Raw genomic sequence first — 16,186 nt, 5'->3', positions numbered from 1 at the left:
ACGAAGGACGGTTCACCGACACGCCGCCCGGCCTTGCAATGGAGCTTCCACGCCACGCCTCACGCAAAGGGCCGCAAGCAGCAGTAGGGACGCTTTCACCTTGTCGCTGGGCATTGTCCTTGCCCGTGTCAGGGCGCAGGCCGGTGAAGCCGTCGCGCGGGGATGCCGAGTCGGCCATGCCTCCATTCGGGAGCGGGCGGCCAGTACGTCCTTGTGTTGTTGTGAATCCTGGCGGTGGCTGGGCTTCATGGCCGCAACCTTCCAGCGAAAACAATTCCCCCTGCGCTGCGCGCATTCCTCGCGGGACAAATTCTTTTCGCTTCCAGGTTCTCCACGGTGTTGCGACCGCTGCGCGGTGCGGCCAGCCCATCCCCCGCCGGACGGATCACAACAAGGACGCACTGGCGCGACCTTGTTCAACCCGAAAGGAGAAATCATCATGGCTAACATCGGCACCTTCACCGCAGAGAAAGACGGCTTCACCGGCCAGCTCCGCACCCTGACCCTCAACTTCAAGGTCAAGCTGGTTCCCAACGACAAGGGCGAGAACGAAAGCGCCCCGGACTTCCGCCTGCAAGCGGCCGGCCACGACTTCGGCGCGGCGTGGAAGAAAACCAGCGAGGCCGGGCGGGATTACCTGTCGGTGGCCATCGACGATCCTTCATTCCCGGCGACGGTCTATGCCCGCCTGATCGAAGGCGAGAATGACACGCACGACCTCATCTGGTCGCGCAGCAAGCCCAAGGCGGCCTGACGGCCGCCCACCGCGCCCCGCCCATTGCGGCGGGGCGCGGTGCTGCTGATCGCAGCATCGCACGCACAGGGTTTCGGCAGTTGCCCCATGTCCCGCATGTCCAAGGCCAGCATTGCATTGGTGATGGTCGAATGGCTCGAAGCCCGTGGCAGTAGGAACAGCATGGCGTGTCGGCGCATTGCGCCGCCGGGCTTTCGGGCTGCGCCCCATGCCGCCAATGGCGTCATGTCCATTCGGCTTCAATCCCTCACGCCTTCGCGCCTGGCGGCGCTGCGCGCTCCGCTTGCGGGCATTCAGACGCGCTAGGGCGCGTCGCGCTCTTTCAGCACGGCCTCGAACTCCTGGCGCACCCGCGCCAGCAGTTCGTCGGCCTTGTGCGTGTCGTCGCCGGCGTAGGCCAGCGTCAACAGCGTCAGCGGATGCACTTCCATGACCTCGCACAGCTCGGTCAGCTTGTGCAGGGTCGGACTTTTCAAGTCGCGCTCCAGCGTACTCATATAGGTGCGGCTGGACACGTCGGAGAACGCTTCCTGGCTCAAGCCTCGCGCCTTCCTGACTGTCCGTATTGCCGTTGCCAATGAGTGTTTCGCTGTCACTAACTTGGTTTCCCCATAAAAACCAAGATGACAGCCCATTGCGCCCTATAGGGCTACAATCTATAGTGTTCATTCATGGCTGAAAGGCCCGCTTTCGTGCTTTTACGGAAATCCGCAGATGCGGATTCCGACAGAACCGGGGAATCGCATCCGTGTCTTTCCGGCTTCCGACAATTCCGCTTCGGCGCTTCTGTTCTTCTACGGATGCGATGGCTTGCACATCGGTGCTTCCACACGAATGCACGGATGCGTTTCGGCAGTTCTGCGCTTCGGCACCAAAGCGCATTCGCGCATCGTCGGTTTCGTGGAGAAGCTGCCCATGACCCTGCCGCTTGTCACCGCTGATGAACGCGCCCGGCTGCTGGCCCACGGCGCGGCGCTCGCCGCTGGTCAGCGGCTCGACCCGCTGCCCGTGGTGCGCTTGTTCACCCCGGACGCGCATGTGACCTGGCTGCTGGTGTCGCTCGACCCGGCGGATGGCGACACGACCTACGGCCTGATCGACCTCGGTATCGGTATGCCTGAGCTCGGGATGGTCAAGCTGTCCGACCTGGCGGGCATCGTCGGGCCGCGCAAGCTGCCGGTGCGGCGGGATCGGTATTTCCAGGCGGTGCGCCCGTTATCGGAGTACGTCCGGCTGGCGCAGGAGAACGGCGCGATCACGGACTGATGAAAACCAGCGCGGCCTAGCCAGCCGGGGCGCATCGTGACTATTTCAATCTTGATCAAGACCGTGCAGGTCTGAATCCGCATTCTTGCACCGAAGTGGTGCGATCCTGTTGAAAACAGTCCTGATCTTGGGCGCGGGCTGCGGCACGGTGTTCGGTGCTGCGCGTCATTTTCCTGAAGGCGTAGCCGTCGCATTCAGACGATTTCCGCAACACGCAGAGCCAAATGGTCTTGACACCGACAGTTACAGCCTAACCAATTTTGATGACGACCTGATGGCATTTCGATAGTTCCCGCATCGCGGAAATCGTGGCGACGCATCCCAAACAGAGGGAGGTTTCGCCATGACTGATCGCAGCGCCGAACACTGGTATCCGACAGCGGCCTATCTCTACGTTCTGCACCTTGACGGCCCTGCGCTGGCGTGGGAATACCTGCGCCGAAATCCCGACTACCGCCGCGACTGGCTGCGCCGCCGCCGCCGGCCGGACACGGCGCAGGCGTGGGGCCTGCGCCTGCTGGAAGACCCAGCCCTGGATGCGCGCGACGCGCATCCGGCCTGGTTTCCCGATCACGATGCCGTCGTGCAGGTTTACCCGGACGATGACCCGCCACCCGAAGCCCATGCCTTCGAGTTCTGGCGCGTCCCTGGCCGCAAGCAACTGATCCACGACGGCAAGCGCCTGGTGCTGGTGTCGCATTGGCCCGGCTGCTGCCTGCGGCTCGCGCTCGCGCCGGGCCTGGAAGACGGCATGGCCTACCTCTACGCCACCCGCGCCTGCGCCACGCCCTGCGCGCGCTATCGCACGCTCGCGTCCGAGCTGGACGCATTGGCCGTGGCCACGGTTGCCACGCCTGCGGCGGCGGCCCGTTCCAGGCCCACGACGGCCGCGGTGCTGGAACTGCACACCTTGCAGACGCTCGACGCGACCCTGGCGGGCGCGTCATTGCGCGAAGTGGCCGAAGGGCTGTTCGGCGCCGATGCCGTCGCCGCCGACTGGCACAAGGACAGCGCCTTACGTGCCCGCGTGCGGCGGCTGGTACGTCGTGGCGATGCGCTGATGCGTGGCGGCTATCGCCGCCTGGCACAGCTTCCGCCGCCGTTGCAGTAGGGGGGGACGTTTCGCGTCCCCCGTAGATCGTCCCTTAGCAAGCAGCCTCGCTTTCTTGAAAGTGCCTCTAACCGGCCGCGTGGTGTGGCCGGGCTTGATGGAGGTACATCCCATGCGACCCGCTCCCTTGCGGCCTGCCGCCGCTGCTGTCGCTGCGCCTGCGCAGCCCCAACGCTACCTGACCAACGACGAAGCCGCCGAGTACCTGCGCCTGTCGCCACGCACGCTGGAGAAACAGCGCGTGATCGGCGGCGGCCCGAAGTTCCGCAAGTTCGGCCGCCGCGTCATGTACGCGGTGTCCGACCTCGATGCCTGGGCCGACCAGCGCAGCTACGAGGCGACTTCCGACCCGGAATATGCCGAACGCCACGCGGGCGATTACCGTGATGGCCGCTGATCGCTGGCGCGTGGGTGGCCGTCGCCATGTCCAGCCCGCCAGGGCAAGCCTTGCAGCGCGAACAGCTCGACCTGTTCCGCGCGCTGCCGGGCGACATGGCACCCCGCGACAGCCAGGACTTGATGGCCTTTCCGTTCTTCTCGCTGGCGAAGTCGCGGCGTACCGCGCCGATCGACTTCCGCGCCGGCGGCATCACCATCCGCGTGGAGGGTACGCAGGAGCACGGCATCGCAACGATATGGGATGCCGACCTGCTGATTTGGGCCGCCTCGCAGATCGTGGAGGCGCGCGACGCGGGCTTGCGCCCGTCGCGCTGGATACGCGCCACTCCCTACGAGATCCTGCGCTTCATCGGGCGCGGCACGTCTCTCAACGACTACCTGCGCCTGAAAGCCGCGCTCGACCGGCTGCAATCGACCACGGTGGCCACGTCCATCCGCGAAACCACGGGAAGGCGATTGCATCGCTTCTCGTGGATCAACGAGTGGAAGGAACTGGCCGATGCCAGCGGCGTGCCGCTGGGCATCGAACTGATCCTGCCGGACTGGTTCTATGCGGGCGTGCTCGATGCCGCCTTGGTGCTGACCATCGACCCAGCCTATTTCCGCTTGAAGGGCGGGATCGAGCGCTGGCTGTACCGCCTGGTGCGCAAGCACGGCGGCAAGCAGCCGGGCGGCTGGCAATTCGACTTCCGGCACCTGCACCGCAAGTCGGGCAGCGCTGCGCGCTTCTCCGACTTCGCTTACGACCTGCGCGTCCTGGTGGCGCGGCAGTCGCTGCCCGGCTACGTCCTGGGCATCGAGCGAATGCCGGACGACGGACAAGAACTGCTGACCTTCCGGCCCGTGCTGCACACGGCACGGGGATAACTCGTGGAAAAGGTGTGGACGGCCTCGTGCTATCAGGAGTACCGGGTATCGTGCTATCGGGAGTACGCCTATCGTGCTATCAGGAGTACGAAAACGCCGGAAAGCCAATAACGGCGCGGGTTTGCGGCCCCTCTAACTTCCCTAACAAGAAATACATAACTTTTAGTAGAAGCGCGCCGTTTCGGTGGACAACCGAGAAACGGCACGGCGAACAGCGTTTTGCACGGCAGGTAAAGCCCGGCTTTCCAGCAGGGAGGGCCGCGCCATGATCCTCGCTCTGCTCAACCAGAAAGGCGGTGTCGGCAAGACCACGCTCGCCACGCACATCGCGGGCGAACTGGCGATGCGCGGCCAGCATGTCGTCCTGCTCGATGCCGACCCGCAGGGTTCATCCCTGGACTGGACGCAGCGCAGAAGCCAGCAAGGCTTGCCACGGCTGTTCAGCGCCGTGGGCCTCGCACGCGAAACGCTGCATCAGGAAGCGCCAGAACTCGCCAGGCGGGCCGATCACGTCATCATCGACGGGCCGCCGCGCATCGCCGCCTTGGCGCGCTCCGCGCTGCTGGCGGCCGAGCGCGTGCTGATCCCGGTGCAGCCCAGCCCCTACGACCTCTGGGCCAGCTCGGAAATGGTTTCGCTGATCCGCGAGGCGCAGGTGTTCCGGCCGCTGCTCCGCGCGGCCTTCGTCATCAACCGGCGCGTCAGCACCACCATCATCGGGCGCGAGGCGCGGCAATCGCTCGCCGAACAGCCGCTGCCCGCGCTGCGCTCGGAGGTGCATCAGCGCATCGTCTTCGCCGACAGCGTGGCCGCTGGCCGGCTCGCACGCGAGACAGCGCCCGACAGTGCCGCCGCCCGCGAAATCACCGCCCTGGTGGACGAACTGCTGCGGTGGCCGACATGACAGCGCAGCAGCCACCCAACAGCAAACGCACGGGCAAGCGCGTCGGCATCGGCGCACGTCCGCCCGCGAATCCGCACGCCGAGGCGTGGATTCGTCAGGGCGATGCCGACGCGCTGGGCAAAGGCGACCTCTACACGGCCCGCCTCACGCTCGACATCACGCCCGCCATGCGGGCGCGCATCAAGGTGTCGGCCTTCACGCAAGGCGTGACCGTGGCCGACCTGCTGCGCGGCCTGCTGGAGCGGGAGTTTCCGCCGGAGAACACACCATGAACGCATTCGCTTGGCCTGCCGCGAACGCGGCACCGGCTGCGCCGCTGCCTGCGCTTTCGGCACTCGCCGGACAGGCCGGCAATGTGCCGCTGACGCGCGTTTCGCTGGCCTACCTCGAACATCGCTTCAAGCTCTACCTGCGCTTCGGCGAACCGGCGCGCACGCTTCAGCTCGACCGCTGGCGGCGCTGCGCGGTGTTCCTGCCGGGCGCGATGCTCTGCCGCATCCGCTGGCAGGCCAACGACTACGGCACGATCCGCTGGCAACTCATGGTGATGCAGGCTTGCACACCGCTGGACGCGGCGCAGCGCATCCCCGGTGTTCAGCCGGGCGCGCGCTTGCTCCTACACACCGAAGGCGATGCCAACGTGCGCGCCGTGCTGGAGCGCATCGACGGCATCGAGGCGCTGGGCATCGCTGCCATCGACGTGTCGCCGGCGTACTGGCGCACGCTGGGCAACCGTCTTGCGGCTCGCCTTGCGCTGCCCGAATACACCACCGAGCGGCATACCGCCTGGCTGGCCGGGAAGGTGCTGCCATGACCGCCCCGACCACCACACCCAACGCGCCCGACGTGGCGCCGCGTCCTCGCTCACGCCTGCGCGCTCGCATCGTGCTGGCGACACTGGCCGCCATCGGCTTCGCTGCGCTGGCCTGGGCGGCTTTCGTGTCGCCGCTGCCGCGTCTGACCTACAACCCGTCCGACAGCGTGGCGGTCGGCTGGTATCGCATTGACCCGTTCGACCCGCGCACCGCCTCGCTGCCACGTCCGTTGTCCGTGGACAGCATCGTGCTGGTGCCGCTTCCGGCCACGGCTGCCGCGCTCGCTGCGCAGCGCGGCTACCTGCCGACGCGCGTTCCGCTGCTCAAACGTGTGGGCGCGGTCGCGCCGCAACACGTCTGCATCGTCGCCGGTCAGGTACGCATCGACGGCGTGCCTTCGGCCGCCGTACTGCCCGCCGACCGGCTGGGCCGGGCGCTGCCGTCCTTGCAGCTTTGCCGCCGCCTTGAACCGGGCGAACTGCTCCTGTTGAGCGTGACGAATCCAGCATCGTTCGACAGCCGCTATTTCGGCCCGGTCAGCGCATCCGCCGTGATCGGCGTTGCGCATCCGGTGTGGCCGGAGATACGCCCATGATGGCCGCCGATTCGCTGCGCTCTGACGTGCCATCGGGCATGTCGTTCTGCTGGCTGCTTCAGTGTCGCTGCGCCTGTCGTGCCGGTGCATTCGCACCGCACGTCGCGCAGCATCCGGCGCAGCCGTCCAACGTTCAGGCGTCTTGCCTCGAACGCGCCCGGCCTGCGGCCATTGGCGCTTTCGCCGGCGCGCTGTCTGTTCACGCAGCAGCGCCGCCGGGCCGCCGTTGCCTGGAGCGACAGCGAAGGGCAAAGGCGGAAGGCAAGACAAAAGGACGCGGCACCTGGCCGCGTCGAAAGCCAGTCAGCACATGGGGGGAACGCGGCACGGAGCGGCTTCGCCACCGTGCCGCGTTTGGCGCGAGGGTCGCGCCAATGCTGGCATGTCCGCGTGCTTCGCACGACAGGACACGCCCAAGCTTGCGGGGAGCGCAGCCATGACCGACAGCCGCGACGACGACTTTCGCGTGCGCCCCAGCGCCCCGAAGAACCGGGGCAAGGGCCAGGGGCAGAGCTTCGTTTCCAAGGTGCTCAAGCAGGCCGGCAAAGCCAGCAGCGGCAAGTCGGCAGTACGCCGTCCTGGCGCGGCTGGCACCGGCCAGCGGCCCGGCTCTCGGCTCGGACGTGGCCACACGGCGGCGCGCTTCGCCGGGGCGAAGCTAATGCCCATGTCGCGGCGCGTGACCATCAAGACCTTGCTGGTCAATCACCAGCGGGCCAGCCCGCAATCGCTCGCCAAGCACCTGCGCTACATCGAGCGCGACGGCGCGGGTCGCGATGGCGAACCGGGCCGGGGCTACGGGCCACAGGCCGACGAAGCCGATCTGGACGCCTTCAAGGAACGCTGCGCCGACGACCGGCACCATTTCCGCTTCATCGTCTCGCCCGAGGACGGGGCCGAGCTGGACGACCTGCGCACCTACACCCGGCATCTGGTGAGCCGCATGGAAGCCGACCTGGGCACGCGGCTGGATTGGGTGGCGGTGGATCACTGGAACACCGACAACCCGCACACCCACCTGATCGTGCGCGGGCGCGACGACACCGGCAAAGACCTCATCATCGCGGGTGACTACATCGCCCACGGCTTCCGCCATCGCGCCGCCGAGCTGGCGACCGAGTGGCTGGGGCCGCGCACCGAACTGGAGATTCAGCAGACCTTGAGGCGCGAGGTGGAACAGGAGCGGTGGACGAGCCTGGATCGCACCTTGCAGCGCGAGACCGGCGAGGATGGCCGGGTGCATGTCGAACGGCTCAACGAGCCGAGGTTGCAACGCCAGCGCCTGCTGCTGATCGGCCGCCTGCAACGCTTGCAGCGCCTGGGCCTAGCCGACGAGGTGCAGCCCGGCACCTGGGCCATTCATGCCGATGCCGAGAAGACCTTGCGTGCCCTGGGTGAGCGTGGCGACATCATCCGAACGATGCAGCGGGCCATGAGCGGCCAGCCGCGTGAGCTGGCGGTGTTCGAGCCGGGCGACGATGGTCGCAGCCTCATCGGCCGCGTGGCCGCGAAGGGGCTTGCCGATGAGTTGCACGACCGAGGCTATCTGATCATCGACGGCACGGACGGTAAGGCCCACTACGTTGCACTGAACGCCCGCGACGAACTGGCGAACTATCCCACGGGCGCTGTGGTAGAGGTGAAGGGTTCGACTGAGGTGCGCACGGCCGACAAGAACATCGCCTCGCTGGCGAGCGATGGCCTGTACCGCACCGATCATCACCTGGTAATCGAGCAGGGCCGGGCTACGCCCGGACGCGACCCGCAGGAAGTCGTCGCCGCTCATGTCCGGCGGCTGGAAGCCCTGCGCCGGGCTTGCATCGTGGAGCGCGTGGCCGAAGGGCTATGGAAGGTACCGGACGACCTGGCCGAGCGTGGCCGCCAATACGACGCGCAACGGCTGGGCGATGTAGCCGTAGAGCTGAAATCACACCTTCCTATTGAACGGCAGGCCCGCGTCATCGGCGCGACTTGGCTTGACCAGCAACTGATCGGCGGTGGCCGTGGGCTGGGCAACTTGGGCTTTGGCGGTGATACCAAGCAGGCCATACAGCAGCGAGCCGATTTCCTCGAAGAACAGGGGCTGGCACAGCGCCGCGGGCAGCGCGTCATCCTCGCGCGCAACCTGCTGGGCACGCTACGCAATCGGGAACTAGTGCAGGCCGCGAAAGACATTGCGGCGGAAACCGGCCTAGAGCATCGCCCGGTGGCCGACGGGCAGCGCGTAGCCGGTATCTACCGGCGTTCCATTATGCTCGCCAGCGGGCGCTACGCGATGCTCGATGACGGCATGGGGTTCAGCCTTGTGCCGTGGCGGCCGGTAATTGAGCCGCGACTGGGACAACAGCTTGCCGCAAAGGTTATCGGCGGAAGTGCCTCTTGGGAACTTGGACGAAAGCCCAGTATCGGTATCAGTTAGATATCAAGGGAAGCTGAGTACCAGGCGCAGTCTGCTTGGCTGCTGTGATTCTTCTTAGAGATTCAATCAATGCCATAAACTCCTTGGATTGCCTCAGTGCTTCGCCTCCCGCAGTTTGCAGGTCCAAGACATCCGTAGCCTCGATCGTGAAGGCTGTGGGCACGCGCAGCAGCGAATGCCGGATCTTGTCGTCCGGCACGTCGTTCAGACTTACGCTTACTACGTAGATTTCTGCGTCGGCCGCAAAGGGGCTGTCCGCTTGGCCACGGGTGCGGACAATCTCGGAACGCCAGTGTTGCAGGTCGTCGTTAAGCATGGCCAGCGTCACCTGGGTCTCGCGAGCGCCGGCACCGAAGATCAGCGACTCAAGTACTTGCGTCGTGCTGGGAACTCGGTCGCTACTGTCCACTCTCTCGCTCAGTCCTCGTTCGGAGTTCACCGTCACCAACACGAGTCGGCGCAAGCTTCCGGGCTTGACCTCCGAGAAATTGGCGCTCATTGAGCCCGAAGCTACTAGCCGGTCTAGCATCAGACGTACGCCGAGGTTGTCGGAGACACCACCGTCCACGAGGTGGATATAGGGCCGATCGTGCGCATTGAGGTAGCTGTCTATGCCGCTTTGCAGGATGCGTGATCTGTAATTTTGCCCTCTGACAGGCAAAGATCGGAGAGGCGGCGGACAGGTATTGGCGTTGTTTCGCACCGTTACGGGCGACAGCACCAGCGGTACTGCCGACGAGGCCGCCACCGCGAAAGACAGCGGCGTTGCATCGAGGTCGGAACAGATTAGCCGGAATTGCTCGGTGGTGAAATCGAAAGGGGCACCGGTCGTGAGGTCGGTTGCCGTGATCATCAGTTCGGGCGCGCCCGGTCGTCGGCGCACGTCACCAAAGGTGCGGCCTTCAAAAAGTTCGTCCAAGCGTTGAGCCAGGATCTGGCTGCGCCCAAACCAAGGTGAAGTTAGTCTATAAAGACGCTCAGGCCACAGAGCTTCACGTATGAGTCGCCCCTCAAAAGGCACAAGCAGAAAATCCGGCTCGAAACGAGTCAGCGTGGCATCGCCGAAGGCCGCGAAGTGCGCGGCAAGGATGCTGCCCCCCGACACTCCGCTGACCAGGAACACCTGATCCAACAGAGTGGTCTCCTGGCCCTCTAGCGCGAAGCGTGTGGCCTTGAGTTCGCGCAGCACGCCCAGGCCGAAGGCCGCCGCCCGAGCGCCCCCGCCTGACAGTGTCACCGCTACAACCACCGGTTGGTTGACCTCCGACGGCCTGATGCGTTGGTCGTTCTCGGCGAGAGACATTAAGGCGGCGTCGGAAAGTGTCGGGTTGATCCAAGGACGGTAAGTGGAACACCCTGTCAGAACTACCGTTGCCAGCACACCGGCCAAACTCCATCGTGTGAATTTACACACCTCCAGGCGCTTTACCTCTGCAAGCAGCACCACGCAGCGTTTCGAATAGACAAGAACGAGAAACGCCGGCAATTTTGCGACGAAGCAGAGCCACTCCAGAATGCTGCAGACGTTACAAGAACGGCACCCTACGAATCCCCTTGATGAGGCTCCTCGCGATCCGCGCGAAGTTATGGAATAGCAGCTATTCACGAGCCAGCACTTCTCCAAGCGCTATTGATCCGTTCAAGGCAGGTGGTGATTGCAGACTTTGCATGCCCGAGCAGTGTGTAGGAGCCTTTGAAATCCGCGAGAGCGTTGCCGTGCTCGAAGCAGCTAGCAGCAGCCACCCGACGATCTGTTTGTTCATCTACTGCCTCAAACTCCAAACTAGCTCCCCCAGTTGTCACTGGTCCAACAAGCAACGTCGTTAGGGTGTTGACTGCTCTATTGGGCGTCTCAATGGTCGTAATTGCCACACGCACACGTATGCGGCCTGACGATGCGGGAGCTTCGGACTTAGTTTGGAGATGTCGCAGTTCACTGTTGACGTGATCGAGAAGCTCTCGCACTTGCTCAGCTTCAAGCCCACCTATGCGTCCAGTTGCCGTCACTACCTGAGCATCCTCGACTAATATTTCCCGGTAACGACTGGGTTCAAAGCCTGGCGCCTTGAAGAGCAGAACATTTTCGTACTTCGTTTTTCCCAATACATCGTAATCACCAAGAAACCCTGATCGAGTCATTCCGTTTGAAGCACAGCCAGATAAGGTTGCCGTGAGGCCTGCCAGCAGCACAAAATGGATTAATGAAATAGGGCGTTTCATATATATTTTCATTTATCCCATTTTCAGACAGACGATGCCAGCAACAACCAGCGCAATTCCAACCCAACGTATCAAGGAGGCGGTATCGCCGAACACATACACGCCCACGAAAAACGCGCCCAGCGAACCGATGCCGGTCCAGACCGCATAAGCTGTTCCTATGGGGATCTGTTTAAGAGATAACCATAGGAAAAAGCCGCTGGCTGCCATACAGGCAACTGCAATCGCCGGCCCCACGTAGCGCATCGCTGCATTGGCCGCACCCATCTTGAGGCCTAGTGGCCAACCGATTTCGAACAGGCCGGCAATCAGTAGAACCAACCATGGATTCCATGACAACGGGTTCATATATTTCTCCAAATCTATTCAGTGAAAATTGATTATCAAAGCATCAAAGCATCAAAGAATAGGCAGTAGGCGGTCAATTCGCTCTGCTTCTGATTTCTTCTTAAACTCTCTGATGGCGAGAATCTGTCTCCCCGATCTCTCCGGCCACGAGAGAGATCGGGGGAAGCGTGTGGACAGTTACGCTGAGGGATCAGACCGGTTGCACTGGTTGTTGTACCGCCTCGTGACTCCGTTTGCTGCCCGGCCACTTCATTCCGAACAGCACCTCGTAGAGCAACGGAATCAGGCCAAGCGTCACGAGCGTGCCAAGTGCGAGACCACCGATCATGCCGATGGCCATGCCCTTCCACAGCGGCCCCGCAAACAACATCAGGGGCACGAGACCCGCGATACAGGTCACCTTGGTCATCACGATTGGACGCAGCCGCTGCATCGCAGCTCCCACCAGGGCTTCATGTCGGGCGAGACCTTCCGAGAGGCCGTGTTCAATTTGTTCGAGCAGAAGAACGGCGTTGTTGACGATGATTCCGAACAGCGCAAGCACCCCGAATGTCGCCATGAAGCTGAAAGGAGTGCCTGTTGCCTTCAGTGCAATCACGACCCCAATCAACGTGAAGGGAATCGTTGCGAGAATCACGATCAGCTTGCGGAAGGAGTTGAACTGCCAGATGAATAGCAGCAACATCGCCAGAAGAGCGAACGGCATGTAGTGCGTGAGCGATGCATTCGATTCAGCCGATTCCTCAATTTCTCCACCAAGCTCTATGGCATAGCCTGCAGGTAGTTCAATTGCGGCGATCCGAGGTGCGAGGTGATCCACGATCTCTTGCGCGGTGTATGCGGTGTTCTGCCCCTGAACTGTGACTGTACGAATGAGATTGCGGCGCTGGATCACAGACGGCTCGCTAGCGAGCGTGACATCGGCCACTTGCGCCAGGGAAACCGGCTGGCCACCCGACGCTGGATAGATGGTCGTCGAACCAACGTCCGCAGTGCTGCGCCGATCATTGGACGTCCCGCGCATCACGATTGGCACGCTGGTATCGCCATCTCGGATCACAGAGATCGACTGGCCGATGTAGCGGGTGCCAAGCCAGGCAGCTATGTCGTCGGTGGTGACGCCAGCACGTCGCGCACGATCTTGATCGACCCGAACATCGAGACGGCCGACACGGGTATCCCAGTTGTTCTTGATGTTGGCCGTACCTGGCAGCTCCCGTAGCGCGGACTCAATTTTCGCCGCCGCATTCATCAGCACCTCATGATCCGGCCCACTGACCCGGTAGACGGCTGTGCCGGCTTCGGTAGTGCCTAGCGAGAACCGCTGAGGCTCTGCGCGTACATCTCCATGATGCTGCGCGAAGTAAGCCCGAGTTCGGGCAATCACGACGTCAATGTTGGTGCCTGCCTTGACCGTCACGACAAAGTACGCGATGTTCGATGCTGGCAATGGGGGATTGAGCCCAAGGATGAAGCGCGGCCCACCGTCAGCGACGTAGCCAATGTGATCCGTGATTTCGGGGTTGATTTCTTGATCACCGAGCCAGCCGCTCACTTCCTTCACTTTGGCAAGAGTGAGCCGTGAATCCGTTCCAGGGGCGAGCTGCACCGGTATTTGGAATTGAACTCGGTCGGACTTCGGCAAGAAGTCGTATGGCAGTGTCGTGAATCCGTACAGAGCTACGGCCAATGCACCCGTCATCACACCAACGTAGATCGCCTTGTGGTCAAGCACCCACTCAAGCAACTTGCGATAGCCGCGATAGAAGCGTGTGTTGTAGGTTTGCGCGTCATTCGCCGGTTGATGATGCACTTTGGTGAAGTGGTAGCACAGCAGTGGAGTGACGGTCAGACACAACAGCCAAGATCCGAGTAACGTGAGCGCGAGGACAATGACGAGAGAGCGCAGATACTCACTCGTCGCACTCTGGCCGAAGAAGAACGGGGAGAAGGCGATGACGATAACCAATGAGGACGTCAGCAGCGGCAGTGCGAGGGTACGACCCGCTTCGAGACAAGCCTGTTTGCGGTCTTCACCGGCTGCCAAGCGCCGTTCAATGTCTTCGGCAATCACGATGCCGTTGTCTACCAAGAGCCCCAAAGCGATGATGATGGCTGCCATCGAAACACTTTGCAGCTCGATGTTCAGCGCGCGCATCACGATCAGTGCCCCCAGAATGGTAAGCGGCACGATCATCCCGACGATGAATCCTGTGCGCCATCCCAGGAAAAGGACGACGACGCCGAGCACGATGACAATCGTTTCGATCATCACCTGGTTCATCTTGCCCATTTCACGTTTGACGACGTCTGCCTGGAATGTCACATAGGAGAGCTCGAAACCTGCGGGCAGAAGTTTCTCAAGCTCGGCCACACGGGATTTGAGGGCTACGCCGAATTGCTCCACGTTCTGGCCCGAGGTCATGGACACTGCCATCACTACGGCAGGCTGGCCCTTATAGACTGCAGCAGACTCGGGAGGATCTGCAGGTTGTACCTGCACGCGCGCAAGCTCTCCCAGTGAGATTGAAGGAGCAGGCGAAGCACCGCGCGCACCCTGAGCTTGCGCCATCATGATCGGCAACGCGCGCAGCGAAGCGGCGTCGCGAACCTCTCCACTAACAGCCAGCGAAGCGTTGATGCCACCGATGGCGATTTGCCCGCCTGAAAGCACGACGTTTTGTTTAACGAGTTGATCGATCACCCCTTGTGGGGTCAATCCAAGCTGGGCTAGTTTTGGTCGATCAAATTCGAGATAGACGCGCTCTTCCTGCAAGCCGTAGAAGCTGATGCGATCAACGCCGGGAAGCGCGTATAGGCGATCGCGCATCTCTTTCAACGACACACGCATTTCGCCCATGGAGTAGCCCGGCGCGGTCACCGCAATGGAGGCCACGGCAACACGGCCGAAGTCGTCGTTGACAAATGGCCCCAACGTACCCTGTGGAAGCAGAGGCTGAGCATCGGCAACCTTCGCGCGAACGCGCTGCCATATGGGGGCTAGGTCGGTGTACCGCTCCCAGATCGTGACCTGTATGACGGCCCCGCCCGCGCGAACGGTTGTGGTTACACGCTTGACCTCGGCCAGCTCCCGCAAACGCTCCTCGATCGGACGCGCGATCAACTGCTCAACACGTTCGGCTGGCATGCCAGGGTTCAGAACGGCAACAACCGCATCTCGAATCGTGACCGATGGCTCTTCCTGCGAAGGGAAATTGAGAAACGTGGCAATGCCGGCAACAAGAATGATGACCGCGGCAAGGTAGGTGAGTCTGCTGGCGCGCAGCGCCATTTCTGTGATCTTCATAGCGAAGTCTTCCTGTAGCGGGTCAGCGTCCGGCCAATTGGGTCGTGGCCTTGAGTGGGGTGACTTGTTGCTCGTTCGTCAGCCAACTCGCGCCAGCCGCGACTACCATCTCGCCGCGCTTCAGGCCGCCCACAACGCGAACGTTGTCGCCGCCTGGCTCGCTCTGGAATTGCACTTCCCGGCGGTGCACCTTCTTTCCGGTCACGTCATATACAAACACTGCGGCTTGTCCTGCTTTCTCACTGAGCACCAGTGCCGAATAGGGAAGCATCAGACGATCTGGTGAGGCATCCTTCGCTTCCGGTGCCTTCAGCAATACTTGAACGGCAGACCCGGGTCGAAGACTGCGCGCAAGAGTAGCATCTTGAGGAACGAGCACGACAGGTAAAAGTGAGCCATTTTCAGCACGCAAGCCGATGCGTTGTACCGAAGCACGAACGGGACTTGCTGACTCGCTCAGGCGCAGTTCGGCGACCTGCCCAATTTTGATATTTGCCGCCTGGGTCGTCGATGCAGTCGCAAGGACTTCTACGCCGCTGCGTAGTCCATCCACTTGAAGCACCGGCGCTCCGGCTGCAATATCTGTGAACGGCAGAGCGAGTTTCTCCGCGACGACGCCGTCGAATGGCGCATGAATGGCGGCCCCCCTTCGCGCACGCTCGGCAAGGCCGAATGCGGCCTTTGCATTGCGCACCTGGCCTTCAGCTGCAACCAACTGTGCTTTCACACTCTCGAATGCAGCCGGGGAGATTACGTTGCCCTCAAGCAGCCCCCTTTGCTGCGTTGTCTGCACGATTCTGTCTGCCAATGCGGCTTCCGCAGCAGCGAGTGTCGCCCGAGCCTGTTCTAGGCGGAGTTGCTCGGGCTGAACATCCAACTCAGCCAGAAGCTGTCCGCGAGAGAAGCGATCTCCCACGTCCACATGAAGCTTGCTGATACGCCCGCCAGTCTCGAACCCCAAGGTACTCCGCTCACTGGAGCGAGCTAGACCACTCAATTCAATGCGATTGGCCACAGAACCTACATCCCCCACCGTGAGCAGCTTGACCGCTCGCGGTGGATCGGAAGCAGGCTCCTTCTGACTATCACAGCCGGCAAGCGATGCGAGCAGAACAAACGCGAGGCCGACTTTCTGCATTTGCCAGGACTGGGATTTAAAGGGAGTGCAAGACACGGGAAGG

Annotated in this window: 18 protein-coding genes; 12 read left to right on the top strand and 6 right to left on the bottom strand. The window is 62.6% G+C overall.

From position 1 onward, the window contains the following. The first annotated feature begins 439 nt into the window (after nt 1–439). Entirely contained in the window at nt 440–754 is a 315-nt protein-coding gene (locus ACQG11_RS25065) for a DUF736 domain-containing protein (RefSeq protein WP_004883051.1), read from the top strand. Nucleotides 755–793: 39 nt separating this feature from the next. After that, a complete protein-coding gene (locus ACQG11_RS25060) occupies nt 794–1,060 on the top strand; it encodes a hypothetical protein (RefSeq protein WP_034138236.1) in 267 nt (88 codons plus the stop codon). Here ACQG11_RS25060 and ACQG11_RS25055 read toward each other — a convergent pair. Continuing rightward, entirely contained in the window at nt 1,057–1,389 is a 333-nt protein-coding gene (locus ACQG11_RS25055; protein WP_004883052.1) for a helix-turn-helix domain-containing protein, read from the bottom strand. The two genes, ACQG11_RS25060 and ACQG11_RS25055, sit on opposite strands and share 4 nt — an antisense overlap. Nucleotides 1,390–1,468: 79 nt before the next feature. Here ACQG11_RS25055 and ACQG11_RS25050 point away from each other — a divergent pair, with 79 nt between their 5' ends. From ACQG11_RS25050 to ACQG11_RS25005, 10 genes are all read left to right on the top strand, one after another. Beyond that, nucleotides 1,469–2,020 carry a DUF2958 domain-containing protein gene (locus tag ACQG11_RS25050; protein WP_426728919.1) on the top strand — a complete coding sequence of 184 codons (552 nt, stop codon included), beginning with the start codon at nt 1,469–1,471 and terminating at the stop codon, nt 2,018–2,020. Between the two features lie 343 nt (nt 2,021–2,363). After that, the gene (locus ACQG11_RS25045; protein ID WP_004883055.1) at nt 2,364–3,131 is read left to right on the top strand and encodes a DUF2285 domain-containing protein; all 768 of its coding nucleotides are present in this window, start codon (nt 2,364–2,366) and stop codon (nt 3,129–3,131) included. 112 nt (nt 3,132–3,243) lie between these two features. Beyond that, nucleotides 3,244–3,528, top strand: coding sequence for a helix-turn-helix transcriptional regulator (locus tag ACQG11_RS25040; protein WP_004883058.1), 285 nt, complete (start codon nt 3,244–3,246; stop codon nt 3,526–3,528). 50 nt (nt 3,529–3,578) lie between these two features. After that, nucleotides 3,579–4,397, top strand: a complete 819-nt coding sequence (locus ACQG11_RS25035; RefSeq protein WP_425267602.1) for a replication initiator protein A — start codon at nt 3,579–3,581, stop codon at nt 4,395–4,397. 265 nt (nt 4,398–4,662) lie between these two features. Next, entirely contained in the window at nt 4,663–5,301 is a 639-nt protein-coding gene (gene parA, locus ACQG11_RS25030) for a ParA family partition ATPase (protein ID WP_004883061.1), read from the top strand. After that, nucleotides 5,298–5,573 carry a hypothetical protein gene (locus ACQG11_RS25025; protein ID WP_004883063.1) on the top strand — a complete coding sequence of 92 codons (276 nt, stop codon included), beginning with the start codon at nt 5,298–5,300 and terminating at the stop codon, nt 5,571–5,573. Before parA ends, ACQG11_RS25025 begins: the two co-directional genes overlap by 4 nt. Next, a complete protein-coding gene (locus tag ACQG11_RS25020; RefSeq protein ID WP_004883064.1) occupies nt 5,570–6,115 on the top strand; it encodes a DUF2840 domain-containing protein in 546 nt (181 codons plus the stop codon). The genes ACQG11_RS25025 and ACQG11_RS25020 overlap by 4 nt, the downstream gene beginning before the upstream one ends. Further along, complete coding sequence (locus tag ACQG11_RS25015; protein ID WP_004883067.1) at nt 6,112–6,711, top strand: S26 family signal peptidase; 600 nt, start codon at nt 6,112–6,114, stop codon at nt 6,709–6,711. Before ACQG11_RS25020 ends, ACQG11_RS25015 begins: the two co-directional genes overlap by 4 nt. Nucleotides 6,712–6,749: 38 nt before the next feature. After that, nucleotides 6,750–7,151, top strand: coding sequence for a hypothetical protein (locus tag ACQG11_RS25010; protein WP_224769917.1), 402 nt, complete (start codon nt 6,750–6,752; stop codon nt 7,149–7,151). After that, on the top strand, nt 7,148–9,130 hold the full coding sequence (locus ACQG11_RS25005) for a relaxase/mobilization nuclease domain-containing protein (RefSeq protein ID WP_004883068.1): 1,983 nt from the start codon (nt 7,148–7,150) through the stop codon (nt 9,128–9,130). Before ACQG11_RS25010 ends, ACQG11_RS25005 begins: the two co-directional genes overlap by 4 nt. Here the strand turns inward: ACQG11_RS25005 and ACQG11_RS25000 are convergent. From ACQG11_RS25000 to ACQG11_RS24980, 5 genes are all read right to left on the bottom strand, one after another. Continuing rightward, nucleotides 9,123–10,511: a patatin-like phospholipase family protein gene (locus ACQG11_RS25000; RefSeq protein ID WP_004883070.1), complete on the bottom strand. Its 1,389-nt coding sequence runs from the start codon at nt 10,509–10,511 to the stop codon at nt 9,123–9,125. The two genes, ACQG11_RS25005 and ACQG11_RS25000, sit on opposite strands and share 8 nt — an antisense overlap. A 221-nt stretch (nt 10,512–10,732) precedes the next feature. Further along, nucleotides 10,733–11,350, bottom strand: coding sequence for a DUF3313 family protein (locus tag ACQG11_RS24995; protein ID WP_004883071.1), 618 nt, complete (start codon nt 11,348–11,350; stop codon nt 10,733–10,735). Between the two features lie 12 nt (nt 11,351–11,362). Continuing rightward, nucleotides 11,363–11,698 carry a DMT family transporter gene (locus ACQG11_RS24990; protein ID WP_004883073.1) on the bottom strand — a complete coding sequence of 112 codons (336 nt, stop codon included), beginning with the start codon at nt 11,696–11,698 and terminating at the stop codon, nt 11,363–11,365. Between the two features lie 190 nt (nt 11,699–11,888). Further along, nucleotides 11,889–15,005, bottom strand: a complete 3,117-nt coding sequence (locus tag ACQG11_RS24985; protein ID WP_004883075.1) for an efflux RND transporter permease subunit — start codon at nt 15,003–15,005, stop codon at nt 11,889–11,891. A gap of 22 nt (nt 15,006–15,027) precedes the next feature. Beyond that, on the bottom strand, nt 15,028–16,143 hold the full coding sequence (locus ACQG11_RS24980) for an efflux RND transporter periplasmic adaptor subunit (protein ID WP_044256783.1): 1,116 nt from the start codon (nt 16,141–16,143) through the stop codon (nt 15,028–15,030). Nucleotides 16,144–16,186 lie beyond the last annotated feature (43 nt).

The sequence above is a fragment of the Enterobacter cloacae complex sp. 372C4 genome (assembly GCF_050030615.1).
Lineage (GTDB): Bacteria > Pseudomonadota > Gammaproteobacteria > Enterobacterales > Enterobacteriaceae > Enterobacter > Enterobacter intestinihominis.
The sequence above is the reverse complement of the archived record's forward strand: the minus strand, read 5'-3'. Positions and strand labels throughout refer to the sequence as shown.